Source organism: Burkholderia sp. AU16482, from assembly GCF_002223285.1.
Lineage (GTDB): Bacteria > Pseudomonadota > Gammaproteobacteria > Burkholderiales > Burkholderiaceae > Burkholderia > Burkholderia semiarida.
In genome coordinates, this window is sequence record NZ_NKEY01000003.1 from 1,053,553 (window position 1) to 1,069,602 (window position 16,050).

Here is a 16,050-nt window from a genome sequence, read left to right on the forward strand (position 1 = left end):
GCCGGATCAGTTGGCGGCCTGTTTGGTCGGCGCGGCGGCATCGGGTGCGGCGAGCGGCGTGCCGGTCGCGTCGAACCCGCCGCCGAGCGCCTTGATCAGGGCGAGCTGCATGTCGCGCCGGCGCATCTTCAGGTTGGTCACCGTCTGCTCCGAGGCGAGGCGGTTGCTGTCCGCCGTCAGCACCTGCAGTTGCGGCGACAGGCCGGCCTTGTAGCGGATGACCGCGAGATCGTACGCGCGCGTCGACGCGTCGAGCGCACGTTGGGCGTCGCCCATCTGGCGATCGACCGCGCGGATCGACGCGACCTGCGTCGCGACGTCGTTCAGCGCGCTGATCAGCGTCTGGTTGTAGTTCGCGACCGACAGGTCGAAGTCGGCATAGCGGCCCTTGAGCTGGGCGCGCAGCGCGCCGGCATCGAAGATCGGCAGGTGGATCGCCGGCCCGAACTGCGCCTGGCGGCTCGCGAAATTCAGGAATTTGCCCCAGCCGAACGCATCGAAGCCGAAACCGGCCGCGAGGTTCACGTCGGGGAAGAACTCGGCCTTCGCCTCCTTCACGTCGTGCATCGCGGCTTCGACCTGCCAGCGCGCGGCGACGATGTCGGGGCGGCGCGACACGAGGTCGGCCGGCAGGTTGCCGGGCAGCGTGACGTCGCCGCTCGGGTTCATCACGGGCGCCGCGATCTGCAGCCCGCGATCCGGGCCCTTGCCGAGCAGCGCGGCGAGCTGGTAGCGCACCGTCGTGATCTGGCCGTCGAGGTCCGACAGCGAAGCCTGCGTCGTCGCGATGTTGCCGCGGGCCGTCTGGCGCTCGACGTTGGTGTCGAGGCCGGCCGATACGCGGCCGTCGGTGATCTTGCCGACCGTCTCGCGGTTGGTGATCTCGCGCTGCGCGATGTCGCGCAGCGCATAGAGCTGCGCGAGCGAGTTGTAGGTGCGCGCGACCGACGACGCGAGCGTGATGCGCGCCTGTTGCAGGTCGGCTTCGGCGGCCTTTTCCTGCGATACGGCCGTGTGCAGGCGTTCGCGGTTCTTGCCCCACAGGTCGAGTTCCCACGAGGCGCTCGCGAGCGCGTTGTTCTCGCTGTACCACTGGCCGCCGTACGGGGGCGGGAACAGCGCGTTCGACGAGTACAGCTCGCGCGTCCACGAATAGCTGGCTTCGGCCTTCGGCATCAGGTTCGAGCGCGACGACTCGATGTACGACGAAGCCTTCGCGATGCGCGCCTGCGCCTGCGCGATCGACGGGTTGCCCTGCAACGCTTCGTCGATCAGCTTCGGCAACTGCGGGTCGCCGAACTGGCTGGCCCAGTCGAGCGCGGGCCACTGGCCGCCCTGGGCCGGCAGGCTCTGGGCGGATTCGAATTGCGACGCGGGGGCAATCTGCTTGTCGCTCTTGATGCCGATGTAATTCGCGCAGCCCGCGAGCGCCAGCGCGGCGACCGCGGCGGCGACGGCGGCGCGGCACGACCCGGCGCGCACGGACAACGGGGAGGATTTCATCGCGCTAACCCCTGACTCGGAATGAATGATGGACACTGCAAGGATTTCCTTACATTAATCTGTCAAAAGTAATTGTTATGGCAACTATTACGTGACGCTACCGCCGGCCGTCTCGCAATAGTTGCTGAGAATGCGGCGCAGCATGCTCTTCAGGAACCCGACTTCTTCCGGCGTAAACCCGTCCAGCACCTGGTCGAGCACGCTGCGGAAAATGGGCGGCAGCCGTTCGGCCAGCGCACGGCCTTCGTCGGTGAGCTCGAGGCGCACGACGCGACGATCCTCGATGCTGCGCACACGCGACAGCAGGCCGCGTTTCTCGACCCGGTCGAGCAGGCGCGTGACCGCGCTGGCGTCGATCCCGTATTCGCGCGCGAGTTCGGCGGCCGTCGAGCACTTGCCGACCGCGATCATGAACAGCATGCTCGCCTGCGTGCCCGTGATGCCGAGTTCTTCCTGCGTGCGCTGCGTGACGAGGTTGGTCATCACCGACTTCACGCGGGACATCAGATAACCGACGCTATCGTTCATCTGATACGTAGACAGCGGCGAAACGGGCGGTGGGGTAGAAGAATCCGACATAAAACCCTGAAGCTGCAATAGTTGACTAGGCAGCAGTATAGGCACAATTGCTTGCCGCGGCAAATGTTAATCGAACGGCAAAACGCGTGCTGTGTCCCGCGAGAGTCCCTTGTCCGGGTAAGGTTTCTTCGCCGCACGGTGCCGGTGCGCCGGACCTTTGAGCAGTTCGGCAGCGCCGCGCGGCGCTCCCGTTTTGCTGCGTTGCAACGGGCGGGTCGGCTCTCGACACGCGCACGTGCTATAATTTGAGGCTTTCCAAGCTGCAACGCGCGCGCCCGTGAAAAACACGAGCGCGCGCGTTTGCGCGTTCAAACGATTTCCAGGTTTCTATGACCCGCGCCCTTCGCAATATCGCCATCATCGCCCACGTCGACCACGGCAAGACCACGCTCGTCGACCAACTGCTCCGCCAGTCCGGCACCTTCCGCGAGAACCAGCAGATTGCGGAGCGGGTGATGGACTCGAACGACATCGAAAAAGAGCGCGGGATCACGATTCTCGCGAAGAACTGCGCGGTCGAGTACGAAGGCACGCACATCAACATCGTCGACACGCCGGGGCACGCGGACTTCGGCGGCGAAGTCGAGCGCGTGCTGTCGATGGTCGACTCGGTGCTGCTGCTCGTCGACGCGGTCGAAGGCCCGATGCCGCAGACGCGCTTCGTCACGAAGAAGGCGCTCGCGCTCGGCCTGAAGCCGATCGTCGTCGTCAACAAGATCGATCGTCCGGGCGCGCGGATCGACTGGGTGATCAACCAGACCTTCGACCTGTTCGACAAGCTCGGCGCGACCGAAGAGCAGCTCGACTTCCCGATCGTCTACGCGTCGGGCCTGAACGGCTATGCGTCGCTCGATCCGGCCACGCGCGAAGGCGACATGCGCCCGCTGTTCGAAGCGATCCTCGCGCACGTGCCGGTTCGCCCGGCCGATCCGGAAGCCCCGCTGCAGCTCCAGATCACGTCGCTCGACTATTCGACGTACGTCGGCCGGATCGGTGTCGGCCGCATCACGCGCGGCCGCATCAAGCCGGGCCAGCCGGTCGTGATGCGCTTCGGCCCGGAAGGCGAGGTGCTGAACCGCAAGATCAACCAGGTGCTGTCGTTCAAGGGCCTGGAGCGCGTGCAGGTCGAGTCGGCCGAAGCGGGCGACATCGTGCTGATCAACGGCATTGAAGACGTCGGCATCGGCGCGACGATCTGCGCGGTCGACACGCCGGAAGCGCTGCCGATGATCACCGTCGACGAGCCGACGCTGACGATGAACTTCCTCGTCAACTCGTCGCCGCTCGCCGGCCGCGAAGGCAAGTTCGTGACGAGCCGCCAGATCCGCGACCGCCTGATGAAGGAACTGAACCACAACGTCGCGCTGCGCGTGAAGGATACCGGCGACGAAACGGTGTTCGAAGTGTCGGGCCGTGGCGAGCTGCATCTGACGATTCTCGTCGAAAACATGCGTCGCGAAGGCTACGAGCTGGCCGTGTCGCGTCCGCGCGTGGTGATGCAGGAGATCGACGGCGTGCGGCACGAGCCGTACGAGCTGCTGACGGTCGACGTCGAAGACGAACACCAGGGCGGCGTGATGGAAGAGCTTGGCCGCCGCAAGGGCGAAATGCTGGACATGGCGTCGGACGGCCGCGGCCGTACGCGTCTGGAATACAAGATCTCGGCACGCGGCCTGATCGGCTTCCAGAGCGAATTCCTGACGCTCACGCGCGGCACGGGCCTGATGAGCCACATCTTCGACTCGTACGCGCCGGTCAAGGAAGGCTCGGTGTTCGAGCGCCGCAACGGCGTGCTGATCTCGCAGGACGACGGCGCAGCGGTCGCCTACGCACTGTGGAAGCTGCAGGATCGCGGCCGCATGTTCGTGAAGCCGGGCGACGCGCTGTATGAGGGCATGATCATCGGCATCCACAGCCGCGACAACGACCTCGTCGTGAACCCGATCAAGGGCAAGCAGCTGACCAACGTGCGTGCGTCGGGTACCGACGAAGCCGTGCGTCTCGTGCCGCCGGTCCAGATGTCGCTGGAATACGCGGTCGAATTCATCGACGACGACGAACTGGTCGAAGTGACGCCGCAGTCGATCCGCCTGCGCAAGCGCTTCCTGAAGGAGCACGAGCGTCGCCGCGCGAGCCGCGAAGGCGCGGTCGACTGAGCATCGACCGTTCCCGAGCACGACGAAAAGGCTGCCTTCGGGCAGCCTTTTTCGCATCCGCGCATCGTGCAGCCGGATTGCCTGCAAAACACTGTTCCCGCGGGCCGCCGCAATCCGGCAAAACCCCGTCGCGCGGTGCTTTCACGCACATTTCGCCGCGAACTCCGGTATCGGTTCTGTGATATGCTGCGCGCACGCAAGTTTTAGGTCCTTCCAAGCAAGACTTGATTCGCAATCCGCTAAACGGTCAGGCCGTGTCGCGGAAGGTTGAGTAACCCGCTATTTCTCGAGAAGCTCGAAGAAAGGTGAGCGTAAAATGTCAGATGTAATGAAGCAGTTTCAGCTGAACTCCTATCTGTTCGGCGGCAATGCTTCGTACGTTGAAGAACTGTACGATGCATACCTCAACAATCCGGCGTCGGTGCCGGAGAACTGGCGAGAGTATTTCGACGCGCTGCAGAACGTGCCTGCAACGGACGGCTCGAACGCCAATGACGTCGCTCACTTCCCGATCGTCGAATCGTTCGCCGAGCGTGCGAAGGCCAATGCCTTCATCCCGCGCGAAAGCACCAGCAACCTCGCGACCGCACGCAAGCAGGTGCACGTCCAGTCGCTGATCAGCGCCTACCGCTTCCTCGGCTCGCAATGGGCCAATCTCGATCCGCTGAAGCGCCGCGAACGTCCCGCCATCCCCGAGCTCGAACCGGCTTTCTACGACTTCTCCGAGGGCGATCTCGACCAGACGTACAGCGCAAGCAACCTGTACTTCGGTTTCGACCAGGCGTCGCTGCGCGACATCGTCAAGGGTCTGCGCGACACGTACTGCGGCACGATCGGCGCCGAGTACATGTACATCAGCGATCCGGAACAGAAGCGCTGGTGGCAGGAGCGCCTGGAGTCGACCCGCGCGACGCCGTCGTTCTCGGCCGACAAGAAGAAGCACATCCTGAATCGCCTGACGGCCGCCGAAGGCCTCGAGCGCTACCTGCACACCAAGTACGTCGGCCAGAAGCGCTTCTCGCTCGAAGGCGGCGAAAGCTTCATCGCGGCGATGGACGAAGTCGTCCAGCACGCGGGCAAGAGCGGCGTGCAGGAAATCATCATCGGCATGGCGCACCGCGGCCGTCTGAACGTGCTGGTCAACACGCTGGGCAAGATGCCGGCCGACCTGTTCGCCGAATTCGAAGGCAAGCACGTCGACGACCTGCCGGCCGGCGACGTGAAGTACCACAAGGGCTTCTCGTCGGACGTGTCGACGGAAGGCGGCCCGGTCCACCTGTCGCTCGCGTTCAACCCGTCGCACCTCGAAATCGTGAACCCGGTGGTCGAAGGTTCCGCGAAGGCGCGGATGGACCGCCGCGGCGACGAGGACGGCCTGCAAGTGCTGCCGGTGCAGATCCACGGTGACGCGGCCTTCGCCGGCCAGGGCGTCGTGATGGAAACGCTGAACCTCGCGCAGACGCGCGGTTACGGCACGCACGGCACGCTGCACATCGTCATCAACAACCAGATCGGCTTCACGACGTCCGACCCGCGCGACGCGCGCTCGACGCTGTACTGTACCGACGTCGTCAAGATGATCGAAGCGCCGGTGCTGCACGTGAACGGCGACGATCCGGAAGCCGTCGTGCTCGCGATCCAGATCGCGATCGACTACCGGATGCAGTTCCACAAGGATGTCGTGATCGACATCGTCTGCTTCCGCAAGCTGGGTCACAACGAGCAGGACACGCCGGCCGTCACGCAGCCGCTGATGTACAAGAAGATCGCGCAGCACCCGGGCACCCGTGCGCTGTACGCCGAGAAGCTCGTGCAGCAGGGCGTGATCACCGCCGAAGACGCCGACAACTACGTGAAGGCGTACCGCAAGGCGATGGACGACGGCCACCATACCGTCGACCCGGTCCTGTCGAACTACAAGAGCAAGTACGCGGTCGACTGGGTGCCGTTCCTGAACCGCAAGTGGACGGACGCAGCCGACACGGCCGTGCCGCTCGCCGAACTGAAGCGCCTGGGCGAACGCATCACGACGGTCCCGGAAAACTTCAAGGTTCACCCGCTCGTCGAGCGCGTGATCAACGACCGCCGCAACATGGCGCGCGGCGACCAGCCGCTCGACTGGGGCATGGCCGAGCATCTCGCATTCGCGTCGCTCGTCGCATCGGGCTACTCGGTGCGCCTGACGGGCCAGGACTCGGGCCGCGGCACGTTCACGCACCGTCACGCGGTGCTGCACGACCAGAACCGCGAGCGCTGGAACGACGGCACGTACGTGCCGCTGCAGAACATCGCCGAAGGCCAGGCGAAGTTCACGGTGATCGACTCGGTGCTGTCGGAAGAAGCGGTGCTGGGCTTCGAATACGGTTACTCGACCGCCGAGCCGAACACGCTCGTGCTGTGGGAAGCGCAGTTCGGCGACTTCGTCAACGGCGCGCAGGTCGTGATCGACCAGTTCATCTCGTCGGGCGAAGTGAAGTGGGGCCGCGTGTCGGGTCTCACGATGCTGCTGCCGCACGGCTACGAAGGCCAGGGTCCGGAACACTCGTCCACGCGTATCGAGCGTTTCCTGCAGCTGTGTGCCGATCACAACATGCAGGTCGTCCAGCCGACGACGCCGGCGCAGATTTTCCATCTGCTGCGCCGCCAGATGATCCGCCTGTTCCGCAAGCCGCTGATCGTCGCGACGCCGAAGTCGCTGCTGCGCCACAAGGAAGCGGTGTCGGACCTGTCGGAACTCGCGAAGGGCTCGTTCCAGCCGGTGCTGGGCGAAATCGACGGCGGCATCGACGCGAAGAAGGTCAAGCGCGTGCTGGTGTGCTCGGGCCGCGTGTACTACGACCTCGTCGCGCACCGCCGCGAAGCGAAGGCGAACGACGTCGCGATCATCCGTATCGAGCAGCTGTATCCGTTCGCGCACAAGCAGTTCGAAGCCGAAATGAAGAAGTACGAGAACGCGACTGAAGTGGTCTGGGTGCAGGACGAGCCGCAGAACCAGGGCCCCTGGTTCTACGTCGAGCACCACCTGAAGGAAGGCATGAAGGAAGGGCAGAAGCTGGCGTACAGCGGCCGTCCGGCTTCGGCCTCGCCGGCGGTTGGCTACTACGCGAAGCACTACGAGCAGCAGAAGGCCCTGATCGAAGGTGCATTCGGCCGCCTGAAGAGCGCATCGATCGCGAAATAACCGACGTCAAGCGAAACGGGAAGGCGCACGGCGCTTTCCCGTTCCTTTTGGCCCGCCGGCGCGTGGCGCGCCGCACCGGCTGAAGGAATCGCACGAACCTCGTCATACCCCAGATTAAGCATCCAGGAAAATCACATGGCTATCGTAGAAGTCAAAGTCCCCCAGCTGTCGGAGTCGGTGTCGGAAGCCACCATGCTGCAGTGGAAGAAAAAGCCGGGCGAAGCAGTCGCGCAGGACGAAATCCTGATCGAACTCGAGACCGACAAGGTCGTCCTCGAAGTGCCGGCGCCGGCGGCGGGCGTGCTCGCGCAAGTGCTGCAGAACGACGGTGACACGGTGGTCGCCGATCAGGTGATCGCGACGATCGACACCGAAGCGAAGGCAGGTGCCGCCGAAGCCGCGGCAGGCGCCGCCGAAGTCAAGCCGGCGGCCGCGCCCGCCGCGGCCGCACCGGCTGCGCAACCGGCCGCCGCCACCGCATCGAGCTCGGCGGCTGCGTCGCCGGCCGCGGCCAAGCTGCTGGCCGAGAAGGGCCTGTCGACGGGCGACGTCGCGGGTTCGGGCCGCGACGGCCGCGTCACGAAGGGCGACGCGCTGGCGGCAGGCAGCGCACCGAAGGCTGCTCCGGCCGCCGCACCGGCGAAGACCGCCGCCGCGAAGCCGTCGCTGCCGGAAGTGAAGGTGCCGGCGTCGGCAGCGACCTGGCTGAACGACCGTCCGGAACAGCGCGTGCCGATGTCGCGCCTGCGTGCGCGTATCGCCGAGCGTCTGCTCGAGTCGCAGCAGACCAACGCGATCCTGACGACGTTCAACGAAGTGAACATGGCTCCGGTCATGGAGCTGCGTAACAAGTACAAGGACAAGTTCGAGAAGGAACATGGCGTGAAGCTCGGCTTCATGTCGTTCTTCGTGAAGGCGGCCGTCCATGCACTGAAGAAGTTCCCGCTGGTGAACGCGTCGATCGACGGCAACGACATCGTCTACCACGGCTACTTCGACATCGGTATCGCGGTCGGGTCGCCGCGCGGCCTGGTCGTGCCGATCCTGCGCAACGCGGATCAGCTGAGTCTCGCCGAGATCGAGAAGAAGATCGCCGAATTCGGCCAGAAGGCGAAGGACGGCAAGCTGTCGATCGAGGAAATGACGGGCGGTACGTTCTCGATCTCGAACGGCGGTGTGTTCGGCTCGATGCTGTCGACCCCGATCATCAACCCGCCGCAGTCGGCCATCCTCGGCGTGCACGCGACGAAGGAGCGCCCGGTCGTCGAAAACGGCCAGATCGTGATCCGCCCGATCAACTACCTCGCGCTGTCGTACGACCACCGCATCATCGACGGCCGCGAAGCCGTGCTGTCGCTCGTCGCGATGAAGGACGCGCTGGAAGATCCGGCACGCCTGCTGCTCGACCTGTAAGCCGAGTCTCACTGCATCGACCCGTTCTGCACGTTCGCGCCCACGCGCGAACGTGCAGGCGTACAAGTAGAAAGGATTGTCATGTCCAAGGAATTTGACGTCGTCGTGATCGGCGCCGGCCCTGGCGGCTACATCGCCGCGATTCGCGCCGCGCAGCTCGGCAAGACCGTTGCCTGTATCGAGAAGTGGAAGAACCCGGCCGGCGCGCTGAAGCTCGGCGGCACCTGCCTGAACGTCGGCTGCATCCCGTCGAAGGCGCTGCTGGCTTCGTCGGAAGAGTTCGAGAACACGTCGCATCACCTGGCCGACCACGGCATCACCGTCGACGGCGTGAAGATCGACGTCGCGAAGATGCTCGGCCGCAAGGATGCGATCGTCGAGAAGATGACGAGCGGGATCGAGTTCCTGTTCAAGAAGAACAAGATCACCTGGCTGAAGGGCCATGGCAAGTTCACCGGCAAGACCGATGCCGGCGTGCAGATCGAAGTGAGCGGCGAGGGCGAAGCCGAAGTCGTCACCGCGAAGAACGTGATCATCGCGACGGGCTCGAAGGCGCGTCATCTGCCGGGCATTCCGGTCGACAACAAGATCGTGTCGGACAACGAAGGCGCGCTGACGTTCGACTCGGTGCCGAAGAAGCTCGCCGTGATCGGCGCAGGCGTGATCGGCCTCGAGCTCGGCTCGGTGTGGCGCCGTCTGGGCGCCGAAGTGACGGTGCTCGAAGCGCTGCCGGCATTCCTCGGCGCAGCCGACGAAGCGCTCGCGAAGGAAGCGGCCAAGCTGTTCAAGAAGCAGGGCCTCGACATCCATCTCGGCGTGAAGATCGGTGACGTGAAGACGACCGCGAACGGCGTGTCGATCGCCTACACGGACAAGGACGGCAATGCGCAGACGCTCGACGCCGACCGCCTGATCGTGTCGGTCGGCCGCGTGCCGAACACCGACAACCTCGGCCTCGAGGCCATCGGCCTGAAGGCGAACGAGCGCGGCTTCATCGATGTGGACGACCACTGCCGTACGGCCGTGCCGAACGTCTACGCGATCGGCGACGTGGTGCGCGGCCCGATGCTCGCGCACAAGGCGGAAGACGAAGGCGTGCTGGTCGCGGAAGTGATCGACGGCCAGAAGCCGCACATCGACTACAACTGCATTCCGTGGGTGATCTACACGTACCCGGAAATCGCATGGGTCGGCAAGACGGAGCAGCAACTGAAGGCGGAAGGCCGCGAGATCAAGACGGGCAAGTTCCCGTTCTCGATCAACGGCCGCGCGCTCGGCATGAACGCGCCGGACGGCTTCGTGAAGATGATCGCGGATGCGAAGACCGACGAACTGCTCGGCGTGCACGTGATCGCCGCGAACGCGTCGGACCTGATCGCGGAAGCCGTGGTGGCGATGGAATTCAAGGCGGCGTCGGAAGACATCGCCCGCATCTGCCATCCGCACCCGTCGATGTCGGAAGTGATGCGCGAAGCGGCGCTCGCCGTCGACAAGCGCTCGCTGAACAGCTGAGCACGGTGTAGCGCCTGCCGGCCGTCGGCCGGCGCAGCCGTCTCATGACGAAGGCGGGCGGGGTTTCCCGCTCGCCTTCGTCCTTTCCGGTTTGCCCGATGAACGTCACCGAATACTACACGCGCGAGCTGACCACGCGCGGCTATCAGTCCGATCCCGCTCAGCGCGCGGCCGTCGATCGCCTGCAGCGCTGTTTCGACGAATGGGTCGAGTACAAGGCGCGCCGCTCGAACGCGTTCAAGAAGCTGATCAATCATCCGGATCTCCCGCGCGGCGTCTACATGTGGGGCGGTGTCGGCCGCGGCAAGAGCTTCCTGATGGACAGCTTCTACGCGGTGGTGCCCGTGCAGCGCAAGACGCGCCTGCATTTCCACGAATTCATGCGCGAAGTGCACCGCGAGCTCGAGGAGCTGAAAGGGCAGGCCGATCCGCTCGACGAACTCGCACGACGCATCGCGAAGCGCTACCGGCTGATCTGCTTCGACGAGTTCCACGTGTCGGACATCGCCGACGCGATGATCCTGTACCGGCTGCTCGATCGCCTGTTCAACAACGGCGTGCAGTTCGTGATGACGTCCAATTACGATCCCGACGACCTGTATCCGGACGGCCTGCATCGCGACCGCATGCTGCCGGCGATCGCGCTGATCAAGGAGAAGCTCGACGTGCTCAACGTCGATGCGGGCGTCGACTATCGCCAGCGCACGCTCGCGCAGGTGAAGATGTATCACACGCCGCTCGGCGCGGACGCCGATCGCGAATTGCGCCATGCATTCGGCAAGCTCGCGGCCGTGCCCGACGAGAGCCCGATCCTGCATATCGAGAAGCGTGAGCTCAAGGCGCTGCGCAAGGCGGACGGTGTCGTGTGGTTCGATTTCGCGACGTTGTGCGGCGGCCCGCGTTCGCAGAACGATTACCTCGAACTGGCGAGCCGCTTCCATGCGATCGTGCTGTCCGAGGTGCCGCAGATGTCGCCGCGGATGGCGTCCGAAGCGCGCCGCTTCACATGGCTCATCGACGTGCTGTACGATCACAAGGTCAAGCTGCTGATGTCCGCGGCGGTGCCGGCCGAGGCGTTGTACGTCGAAGGCCCGATGGCCAACGAATTCGCGCGTACGGTCTCGCGCATCGTCGAGATGCAGTCGAAGGAGTATCTCGAAACGCCGCGCCGTATCGTCGATACGTCGTTGACCTGAACCGGTTGCCGGTCGGGGAAGTGGCGGGGTTTAAACATCAATTTCGGTTAAATTTCGTCAATCTTCGGGTATTTTCGGATTTGTCTTATATTCATCGTTGAGGTGAGCGGATATTGTGGTGTCATGGTTATTAAGGCTGGAGATGTCCATGACACCGTATCGCGATTTGACCGACCACGAATGGCGCTGCGTCGCGCCGCTTCTGCCCGAAATGCAGCCGCGCACCGAGTTGCGCGGCCGGCCGTTAGCCAATACACGCGCCGTGCTGAACGGTGTGCTGTGGGTGATCTACAGCGGCGCAACGTGGTCGGCCATGCCGCGCCGTTACCCGTCGTATCAAACATGTCATCGCCGCTTCAAGGTATGGCACGAAACGGGCACGTTGATGAACGTGATGCGCGAGCTCTATGGCGACGCCGGCATGAATCTTTGCAATGAACTGTCCGCGCGGATGCGCAAGCACACGCAATCGAAGGCGGCGCAGGCGCGCAGCAACGCGGCGCCCGCATATCGCGCACCGGGCAGCTATGCACCGGATGCGATGAAGCACGCAGCGTGATGACCATCGGTTTCCGTTGTGCGCGCACCAAAAGCAATCGGCCTGGCGACGTCGTCGCAGGCCGATTTTTTATTGAGTCGTGCTAATCGCGCGTTCGGGCGCGTACCGCGTTATTGCTGGCGAACCCAGGTTTGTGACCGGCCCAGCAGCGACACGCCGATGTAGCCGCGCACCACGAGCTTCTGGCCGCCGTCTTCAAGCGTCATCTTGCACTTGTAGACCTTGCCGTTCTCCGGGTCGAGGATGTTGCCGCCGTCCCAGTGGTCGCCGTCCTTCTTCATCGCCTTGATGATCGTCATGCCCTTGATGAGCTGATCCTTGCGCTCGTCCGTGCACGCGGTGCAGCGACGATCGGGTGTATCGTTCGCGCCGAGTCCCTTGACGACCTTGCCCGTCAGCGAGCCGTCGCCGTCCTCGGCGATCTGTACCAGTGCCTTCGGTTGATGGGTGTTGTCGTCGATCGTCTGCCACATGCCGATCGGGCTGTCGGCCTGTGCGAACGTGGGCGCTGCGCTCGCGAGCAGGGCGCCGGCGATGGCGATTGCACGCAACGGGCGGGTCAGTTGAATCATTGTCTTCCTCCTTGTTTTGCATGTCTGTTCGATTCGCTCGCACGACCGTCTGCATGGGGCGGGCATGTTGCGAGCTTCGCCAGAATACGTGAAACAGCACGCTACGTTTGATAGAGGGGACTCTAATCGAAACAGCCGGCATCGCGCCGGCCGTTTCGTGGTTTGGGTGACCGATCAGTTGAGCTGATACGAGAACGCGGCGTTGATGCGCGGGCTGCGTGACGCGCTTTCGACCGGCGCATCGCCCACCGGTTTCGCGACGTTCAGATCGAGGCTGTAGTAGCGGCTGTCCGTGAGCCGCACGCCGACGGCGACCGACGACATGCGGTTCGGCGATGGCGTGCCCGCGTGCAGATACACGCGGGCCATGTCGTACGCGATGTACGGCGTGATCGATTTCAGATACGTCCAGCCCGGCGTGAAGCCGCGGTTGACTTCCAGCGACATCCCCCAGCCCGAGTCGCCCGACGTTTCGCCCGGCTGGTAACCGAGCGCGTAACGGGTCGAGCCGAACGATATCTGTTCGGACGTCGGCAGCGAGTCGGGACTGTATTGCCCGGTCAGCGAAACCGACGTGCCGATCCGGAACGGCCATTCGTTCGTCTGCGTGAACGTCGCGCCGGTGCGAACGAAAGTCAGCGAGATCGGGCTGTCCACCGAGGTCGTCGTCGTACCGACGGTAATGTCCTGCGCTTTCGATGCGCCGAGGATGTTGAAGCCCTTCGCGACGTTGACGCTCAGCTTCTGCACCTGTTTCGGCTGGACACTCGTGTAGTCGAGCTGCATCTGCAGCACGCGGACTTGCGAGCGCGTGTCGATGCTGTTGCCGTTGATCTTGCTCTGGTAACGATCTTCGTTGTGCGACGCATAGCCAGACACGGTGCCGAGCAGGCTGCGCTGGTTGTTCAGCAAGATCGGATAGGACGCCGAAAGACCGAGCTTCTCGTTCTTGACCGTGCGCTCGACTGACGACGGCAGGCCTGGGTTGTCGGTCGGCTTGCCGCGATACGTGCTCGCATCGAGACGCGTGATCAGGCCGCTGCTGCCGACCGGCAGCGCGCCGCTGAACGCGAAGTAGGTCTGCTTGTCGCGTCCCGGCGGTGCGAGCGCCGAGATGCTCAACTGCTCGCCGAACCGCGTAAGGCCGTTTTCGGTCGCGGTGATGAGACCCTGGACGCCCGGGTGGTTGAAGTCGACCCCCGTGCTGACGTTGAATGGCTTGCGATCGACTGCGAGCTCGAGCGTCGTCGCGCCGTCGGTGGTTTGCGGCGGCGGGACGTTCGCTTTCACCGTGAGGCCGGGCAGCAGGCCGAACGTGTTCACGTAGCGCTCGAACGTCGCCCGGCGCAGCGGACGATCGGCCGTGATGTGCGCGGCAATCGCGCGAATCTTCGGTTCCATCGCGCCGGGTTTGCCGGTGACCTTGACGTCCGACACATACCCTTCGACCACCGTGATGCGCACGACGCCGTTCTCGAACGTCTGCGCGGGAACGAACGCGAACGACAGCGCGTAGCCGCGTTCCTGATACAGCTTCGTCACGCCGTTGGCGGTTTCGATCAGCTCGCCGATCGTGATGTCCTTGCCGACGAGCGGCGTGAAGCGGCGCGTGATTTCCTCGAACGGTATCGACTTCACGCCTTCGACCTGGAACGTCTTCGGCGTCAGGTGCCGCGACAGCAGCTCCTGCAATTGCGGGGCCTGCGGCGCGACCTGAACGGTGACGTTCGGGCCCGTCTTCGGTGCGTTGATCTGGGGGAGGGAGTCGAGCGGGTTACCGCCGACGCGCGTTTGTGCCTGTGCCGTGCCTGCTGCCGCGATGGCGAGCAGCATCATCCATCTGTCGAGTCTGGATTTCATTGTTCTTCCTCGTAGGCCTTGCTTTTCGTCTTCTTTGTAATGCCGGCACGCGACACCAGGGTGTCGCGCGCCGCGTGCCGCCATGCCGGGCGTGTTGGTACGGCCGCGTCATTCGCTCCGGCTGCGATGACGCGACCGTCCTCCTTACTTGCCGACGCTACCCAGCGTACCCAGCAACCCCGTGACCGGCGCCAGCAGGCCCGTCGAACCGCTGCCGGACGATGCCGTACCCGACACGCTGCCGACCAGCGACGTGACGGGCGCGAGCGGGCTCGAGCCCCCGGACCCTGCCGCACTGCCCACTGCTCCGGTGACAGTATTCAGCAAACCGGTGACGGGCGCGAGAGGGTTTGCACTGCCTGCGCCACCCGTTGCGCCGCCGAGCGTGCCGGTGACCGTCGAGACGAGGCCCGTGACCGGTGCGAGCGGGCTGCTGCCCGAGCCGCCCGTTGCACCACCGAGCGCGCCCGTGAGCGAGCCGAGCGGCGTCGAGCCGAGACCCGACAACAGGCCGCCGAGCGGGTTCGTCGAACCGGAACCCGATGACGAGCCGTTCTGGACGGTTGCCGTCGAGCCGCCGACGAGGCTCGTGATCAGGCCGGGAATCGGTGCCGCGCCGTTCGGGCCGTTCGGATTGACGAGGCCGCCGGCGTTGGTCACGGTATTGCCGACCGCGGTCACGAGCTGGCCGACGTCGCCGACGAGCGGCTGGCTCGACGTTGCGCCGACCTGCTTGCCGGCCGAGCTGATGGCGCCGCCGATCTGGCCGAGCAGGCCCGAGACGGGTTGGCCGAGGCCGGTCGTTGTGCCGACCTGCTGCGTGACCTGGCCGGCGGTGATCACGAGCGGCGTGATCGCCGAGCTGATCGGCTGCGTGACCTGCTGCACGGCGCCCGACGACAGCGTCGAGCCGATCGTCGTGCCGGCGGCCGTCAGGCCGTTGGCGACCGTGTCCAGCACGGTGCCGACCGGCGTCGTGACCGGCGCGAGCGGTGCCAGCGGGCCCGTGCCCAGCGCCTTCACCGTGGAGCTCAGGCCGGACACCGTGTTGCTGGTGGCACCGACGACGTTGCCGAGACCGGCCACCGTGGTGCCGACCGGGTCCTTCGTCGAGCCGATCTGCCCGAGTCCGTTGCTCACCGCGTCGGCTGCCGCGCCGACGATCGTGCCGGTGCTCGCCAGTGTGCTGCCGACGCCCTTCGTCACGCCGTCGCCGAGGCCCGGCAGGCTGATGTTGCCGACCGTGCTGCCGAGGTCGCTGGCCGTCTGGCCGACCGTGCTGATGACGCCCTTGGTGCCGGTCGACGAGCCGCTGGTGCCGCTCGTGCCCGGCGTGCCGCTCGTGCTCGGGTTGTTGTTGTCGTTGCTGCTGGTCGGCGGCGAGCTGACGCCGCCGCCGCCGCAGGCGGCCAGCAGGCACGCCGCGGCGAAGGCGGTGAGGGGCACGCGCCACTGGCGCAGGGCGGCGGCCGTGATGGAACGTTGCTGGGACATGATGGACTCCTCGCTGTCTTTTCGA

At 65.0% G+C, this 16,050-nt stretch carries 11 protein-coding genes; 6 read left to right on the plus strand and 5 right to left on the minus strand.

Translation table 11 applies throughout. The features are described from left to right. Nucleotides 1–6 precede the first annotated feature (6 nt). Together CFB35_RS07430 and CFB35_RS07435 are read right to left on the minus strand one after the other, a co-directional pair. Nucleotides 7–1,503 (minus strand): efflux transporter outer membrane subunit, encoded by a 1,497-nt coding sequence (locus tag CFB35_RS07430; protein WP_059575759.1) that lies wholly within the window; start codon nucleotides 1,501–1,503, stop codon nucleotides 7–9. Between the two features lie 87 nt (nucleotides 1,504–1,590). Beyond that, nucleotides 1,591–2,082 carry a MarR family winged helix-turn-helix transcriptional regulator gene (locus tag CFB35_RS07435; RefSeq protein WP_059575757.1) on the minus strand — a complete coding sequence of 164 codons (492 nt, stop codon included), beginning with the start codon at nucleotides 2,080–2,082 and terminating at the stop codon, nucleotides 1,591–1,593. A 329-nt stretch (nucleotides 2,083–2,411) separates the two neighbouring features. Between CFB35_RS07435 and typA the strand changes: the two genes are divergently transcribed. The 6 genes from typA to CFB35_RS07465 all read left to right on the plus strand — a co-directional run bounded on the left by typA (nucleotide 2,412) and on the right by CFB35_RS07465 (nucleotide 12,099). Further along, nucleotides 2,412–4,238 (plus strand): translational GTPase TypA, encoded by a 1,827-nt coding sequence (gene typA, locus CFB35_RS07440; protein WP_059575756.1) that lies wholly within the window; start codon nucleotides 2,412–2,414, stop codon nucleotides 4,236–4,238. Between the two features lie 316 nt (nucleotides 4,239–4,554). Continuing rightward, on the plus strand, nucleotides 4,555–7,419 hold the full coding sequence (locus tag CFB35_RS07445) for a 2-oxoglutarate dehydrogenase E1 component (protein ID WP_059575755.1): 2,865 nt from the start codon (nucleotides 4,555–4,557) through the stop codon (nucleotides 7,417–7,419). A 135-nt stretch (nucleotides 7,420–7,554) separates the two neighbouring features. After that, nucleotides 7,555–8,832 carry a 2-oxoglutarate dehydrogenase complex dihydrolipoyllysine-residue succinyltransferase gene (odhB, locus tag CFB35_RS07450; RefSeq protein WP_059575753.1) on the plus strand — a complete coding sequence of 426 codons (1,278 nt, stop codon included), beginning with the start codon at nucleotides 7,555–7,557 and terminating at the stop codon, nucleotides 8,830–8,832. Nucleotides 8,833–8,913: 81 nt separating this feature from the next. Beyond that, complete coding sequence (gene lpdA / locus CFB35_RS07455; protein WP_059575751.1) at nucleotides 8,914–10,344, plus strand: dihydrolipoyl dehydrogenase; 1,431 nt, start codon at nucleotides 8,914–8,916, stop codon at nucleotides 10,342–10,344. A gap of 98 nt (nucleotides 10,345–10,442) precedes the next feature. Next, complete coding sequence (gene zapE, locus CFB35_RS07460; protein WP_059575749.1) at nucleotides 10,443–11,540, plus strand: cell division protein ZapE; 1,098 nt, start codon at nucleotides 10,443–10,445, stop codon at nucleotides 11,538–11,540. A 148-nt stretch (nucleotides 11,541–11,688) separates the two neighbouring features. Beyond that, nucleotides 11,689–12,099 carry a transposase gene (locus CFB35_RS07465; protein ID WP_059575747.1) on the plus strand — a complete coding sequence of 137 codons (411 nt, stop codon included), beginning with the start codon at nucleotides 11,689–11,691 and terminating at the stop codon, nucleotides 12,097–12,099. 110 nt (nucleotides 12,100–12,209) lie between these two features. Here CFB35_RS07465 and CFB35_RS07470 read toward each other — a convergent pair whose 3' ends face one another. The 3 genes from CFB35_RS07470 to CFB35_RS07480 all read right to left on the minus strand — a co-directional run bounded on the left by CFB35_RS07470 (nucleotide 12,210) and on the right by CFB35_RS07480 (nucleotide 16,025). Next, nucleotides 12,210–12,671 carry a DUF2147 domain-containing protein gene (locus tag CFB35_RS07470; protein WP_059575745.1) on the minus strand — a complete coding sequence of 154 codons (462 nt, stop codon included), beginning with the start codon at nucleotides 12,669–12,671 and terminating at the stop codon, nucleotides 12,210–12,212. A gap of 174 nt (nucleotides 12,672–12,845) precedes the next feature. Beyond that, complete coding sequence (locus CFB35_RS07475) at nucleotides 12,846–14,531, minus strand: ShlB/FhaC/HecB family hemolysin secretion/activation protein (RefSeq protein WP_059575744.1); 1,686 nt, start codon at nucleotides 14,529–14,531, stop codon at nucleotides 12,846–12,848. 144 nt (nucleotides 14,532–14,675) lie between these two features. Continuing rightward, nucleotides 14,676–16,025: a collagen-like triple helix repeat-containing protein gene (locus CFB35_RS07480; protein ID WP_059575742.1), complete on the minus strand. Its 1,350-nt coding sequence runs from the start codon at nucleotides 16,023–16,025 to the stop codon at nucleotides 14,676–14,678. Nucleotides 16,026–16,050: the final 25 nt, after the last annotated feature.

What these genes read in the sequence shown, in the direction of transcription:
- CFB35_RS07430 (WP_059575759.1), bottom strand. Translation starts at nt 1,503, where the DNA reads ATGAAATCCTCCCCGTTGTCCGTGCGCGCCGGGTCGTGCCGCGCCGCC.
- CFB35_RS07435 (WP_059575757.1), bottom strand. Translation starts at nt 2,082, where the DNA reads ATGTCGGATTCTTCTACCCCACCGCCCGTTTCGCCGCTGTCTACGTAT.
- typA (WP_059575756.1), top strand. Translation starts at nt 2,412, where the DNA reads ATGACCCGCGCCCTTCGCAATATCGCCATCATCGCCCACGTCGACCAC.
- CFB35_RS07445 (WP_059575755.1), top strand. Translation starts at nt 4,555, where the DNA reads ATGTCAGATGTAATGAAGCAGTTTCAGCTGAACTCCTATCTGTTCGGC.
- odhB (WP_059575753.1), top strand. Translation starts at nt 7,555, where the DNA reads ATGGCTATCGTAGAAGTCAAAGTCCCCCAGCTGTCGGAGTCGGTGTCG.
- lpdA (WP_059575751.1), top strand. Translation starts at nt 8,914, where the DNA reads ATGTCCAAGGAATTTGACGTCGTCGTGATCGGCGCCGGCCCTGGCGGC.
- zapE (WP_059575749.1), top strand. Translation starts at nt 10,443, where the DNA reads ATGAACGTCACCGAATACTACACGCGCGAGCTGACCACGCGCGGCTAT.
- CFB35_RS07465 (WP_059575747.1), top strand. Translation starts at nt 11,689, where the DNA reads ATGACACCGTATCGCGATTTGACCGACCACGAATGGCGCTGCGTCGCG.
- CFB35_RS07470 (WP_059575745.1), bottom strand. Translation starts at nt 12,671, where the DNA reads ATGATTCAACTGACCCGCCCGTTGCGTGCAATCGCCATCGCCGGCGCC.
- CFB35_RS07475 (WP_059575744.1), bottom strand. Translation starts at nt 14,531, where the DNA reads ATGAAATCCAGACTCGACAGATGGATGATGCTGCTCGCCATCGCGGCA.
- CFB35_RS07480 (WP_059575742.1), bottom strand. Translation starts at nt 16,025, where the DNA reads ATGTCCCAGCAACGTTCCATCACGGCCGCCGCCCTGCGCCAGTGGCGC.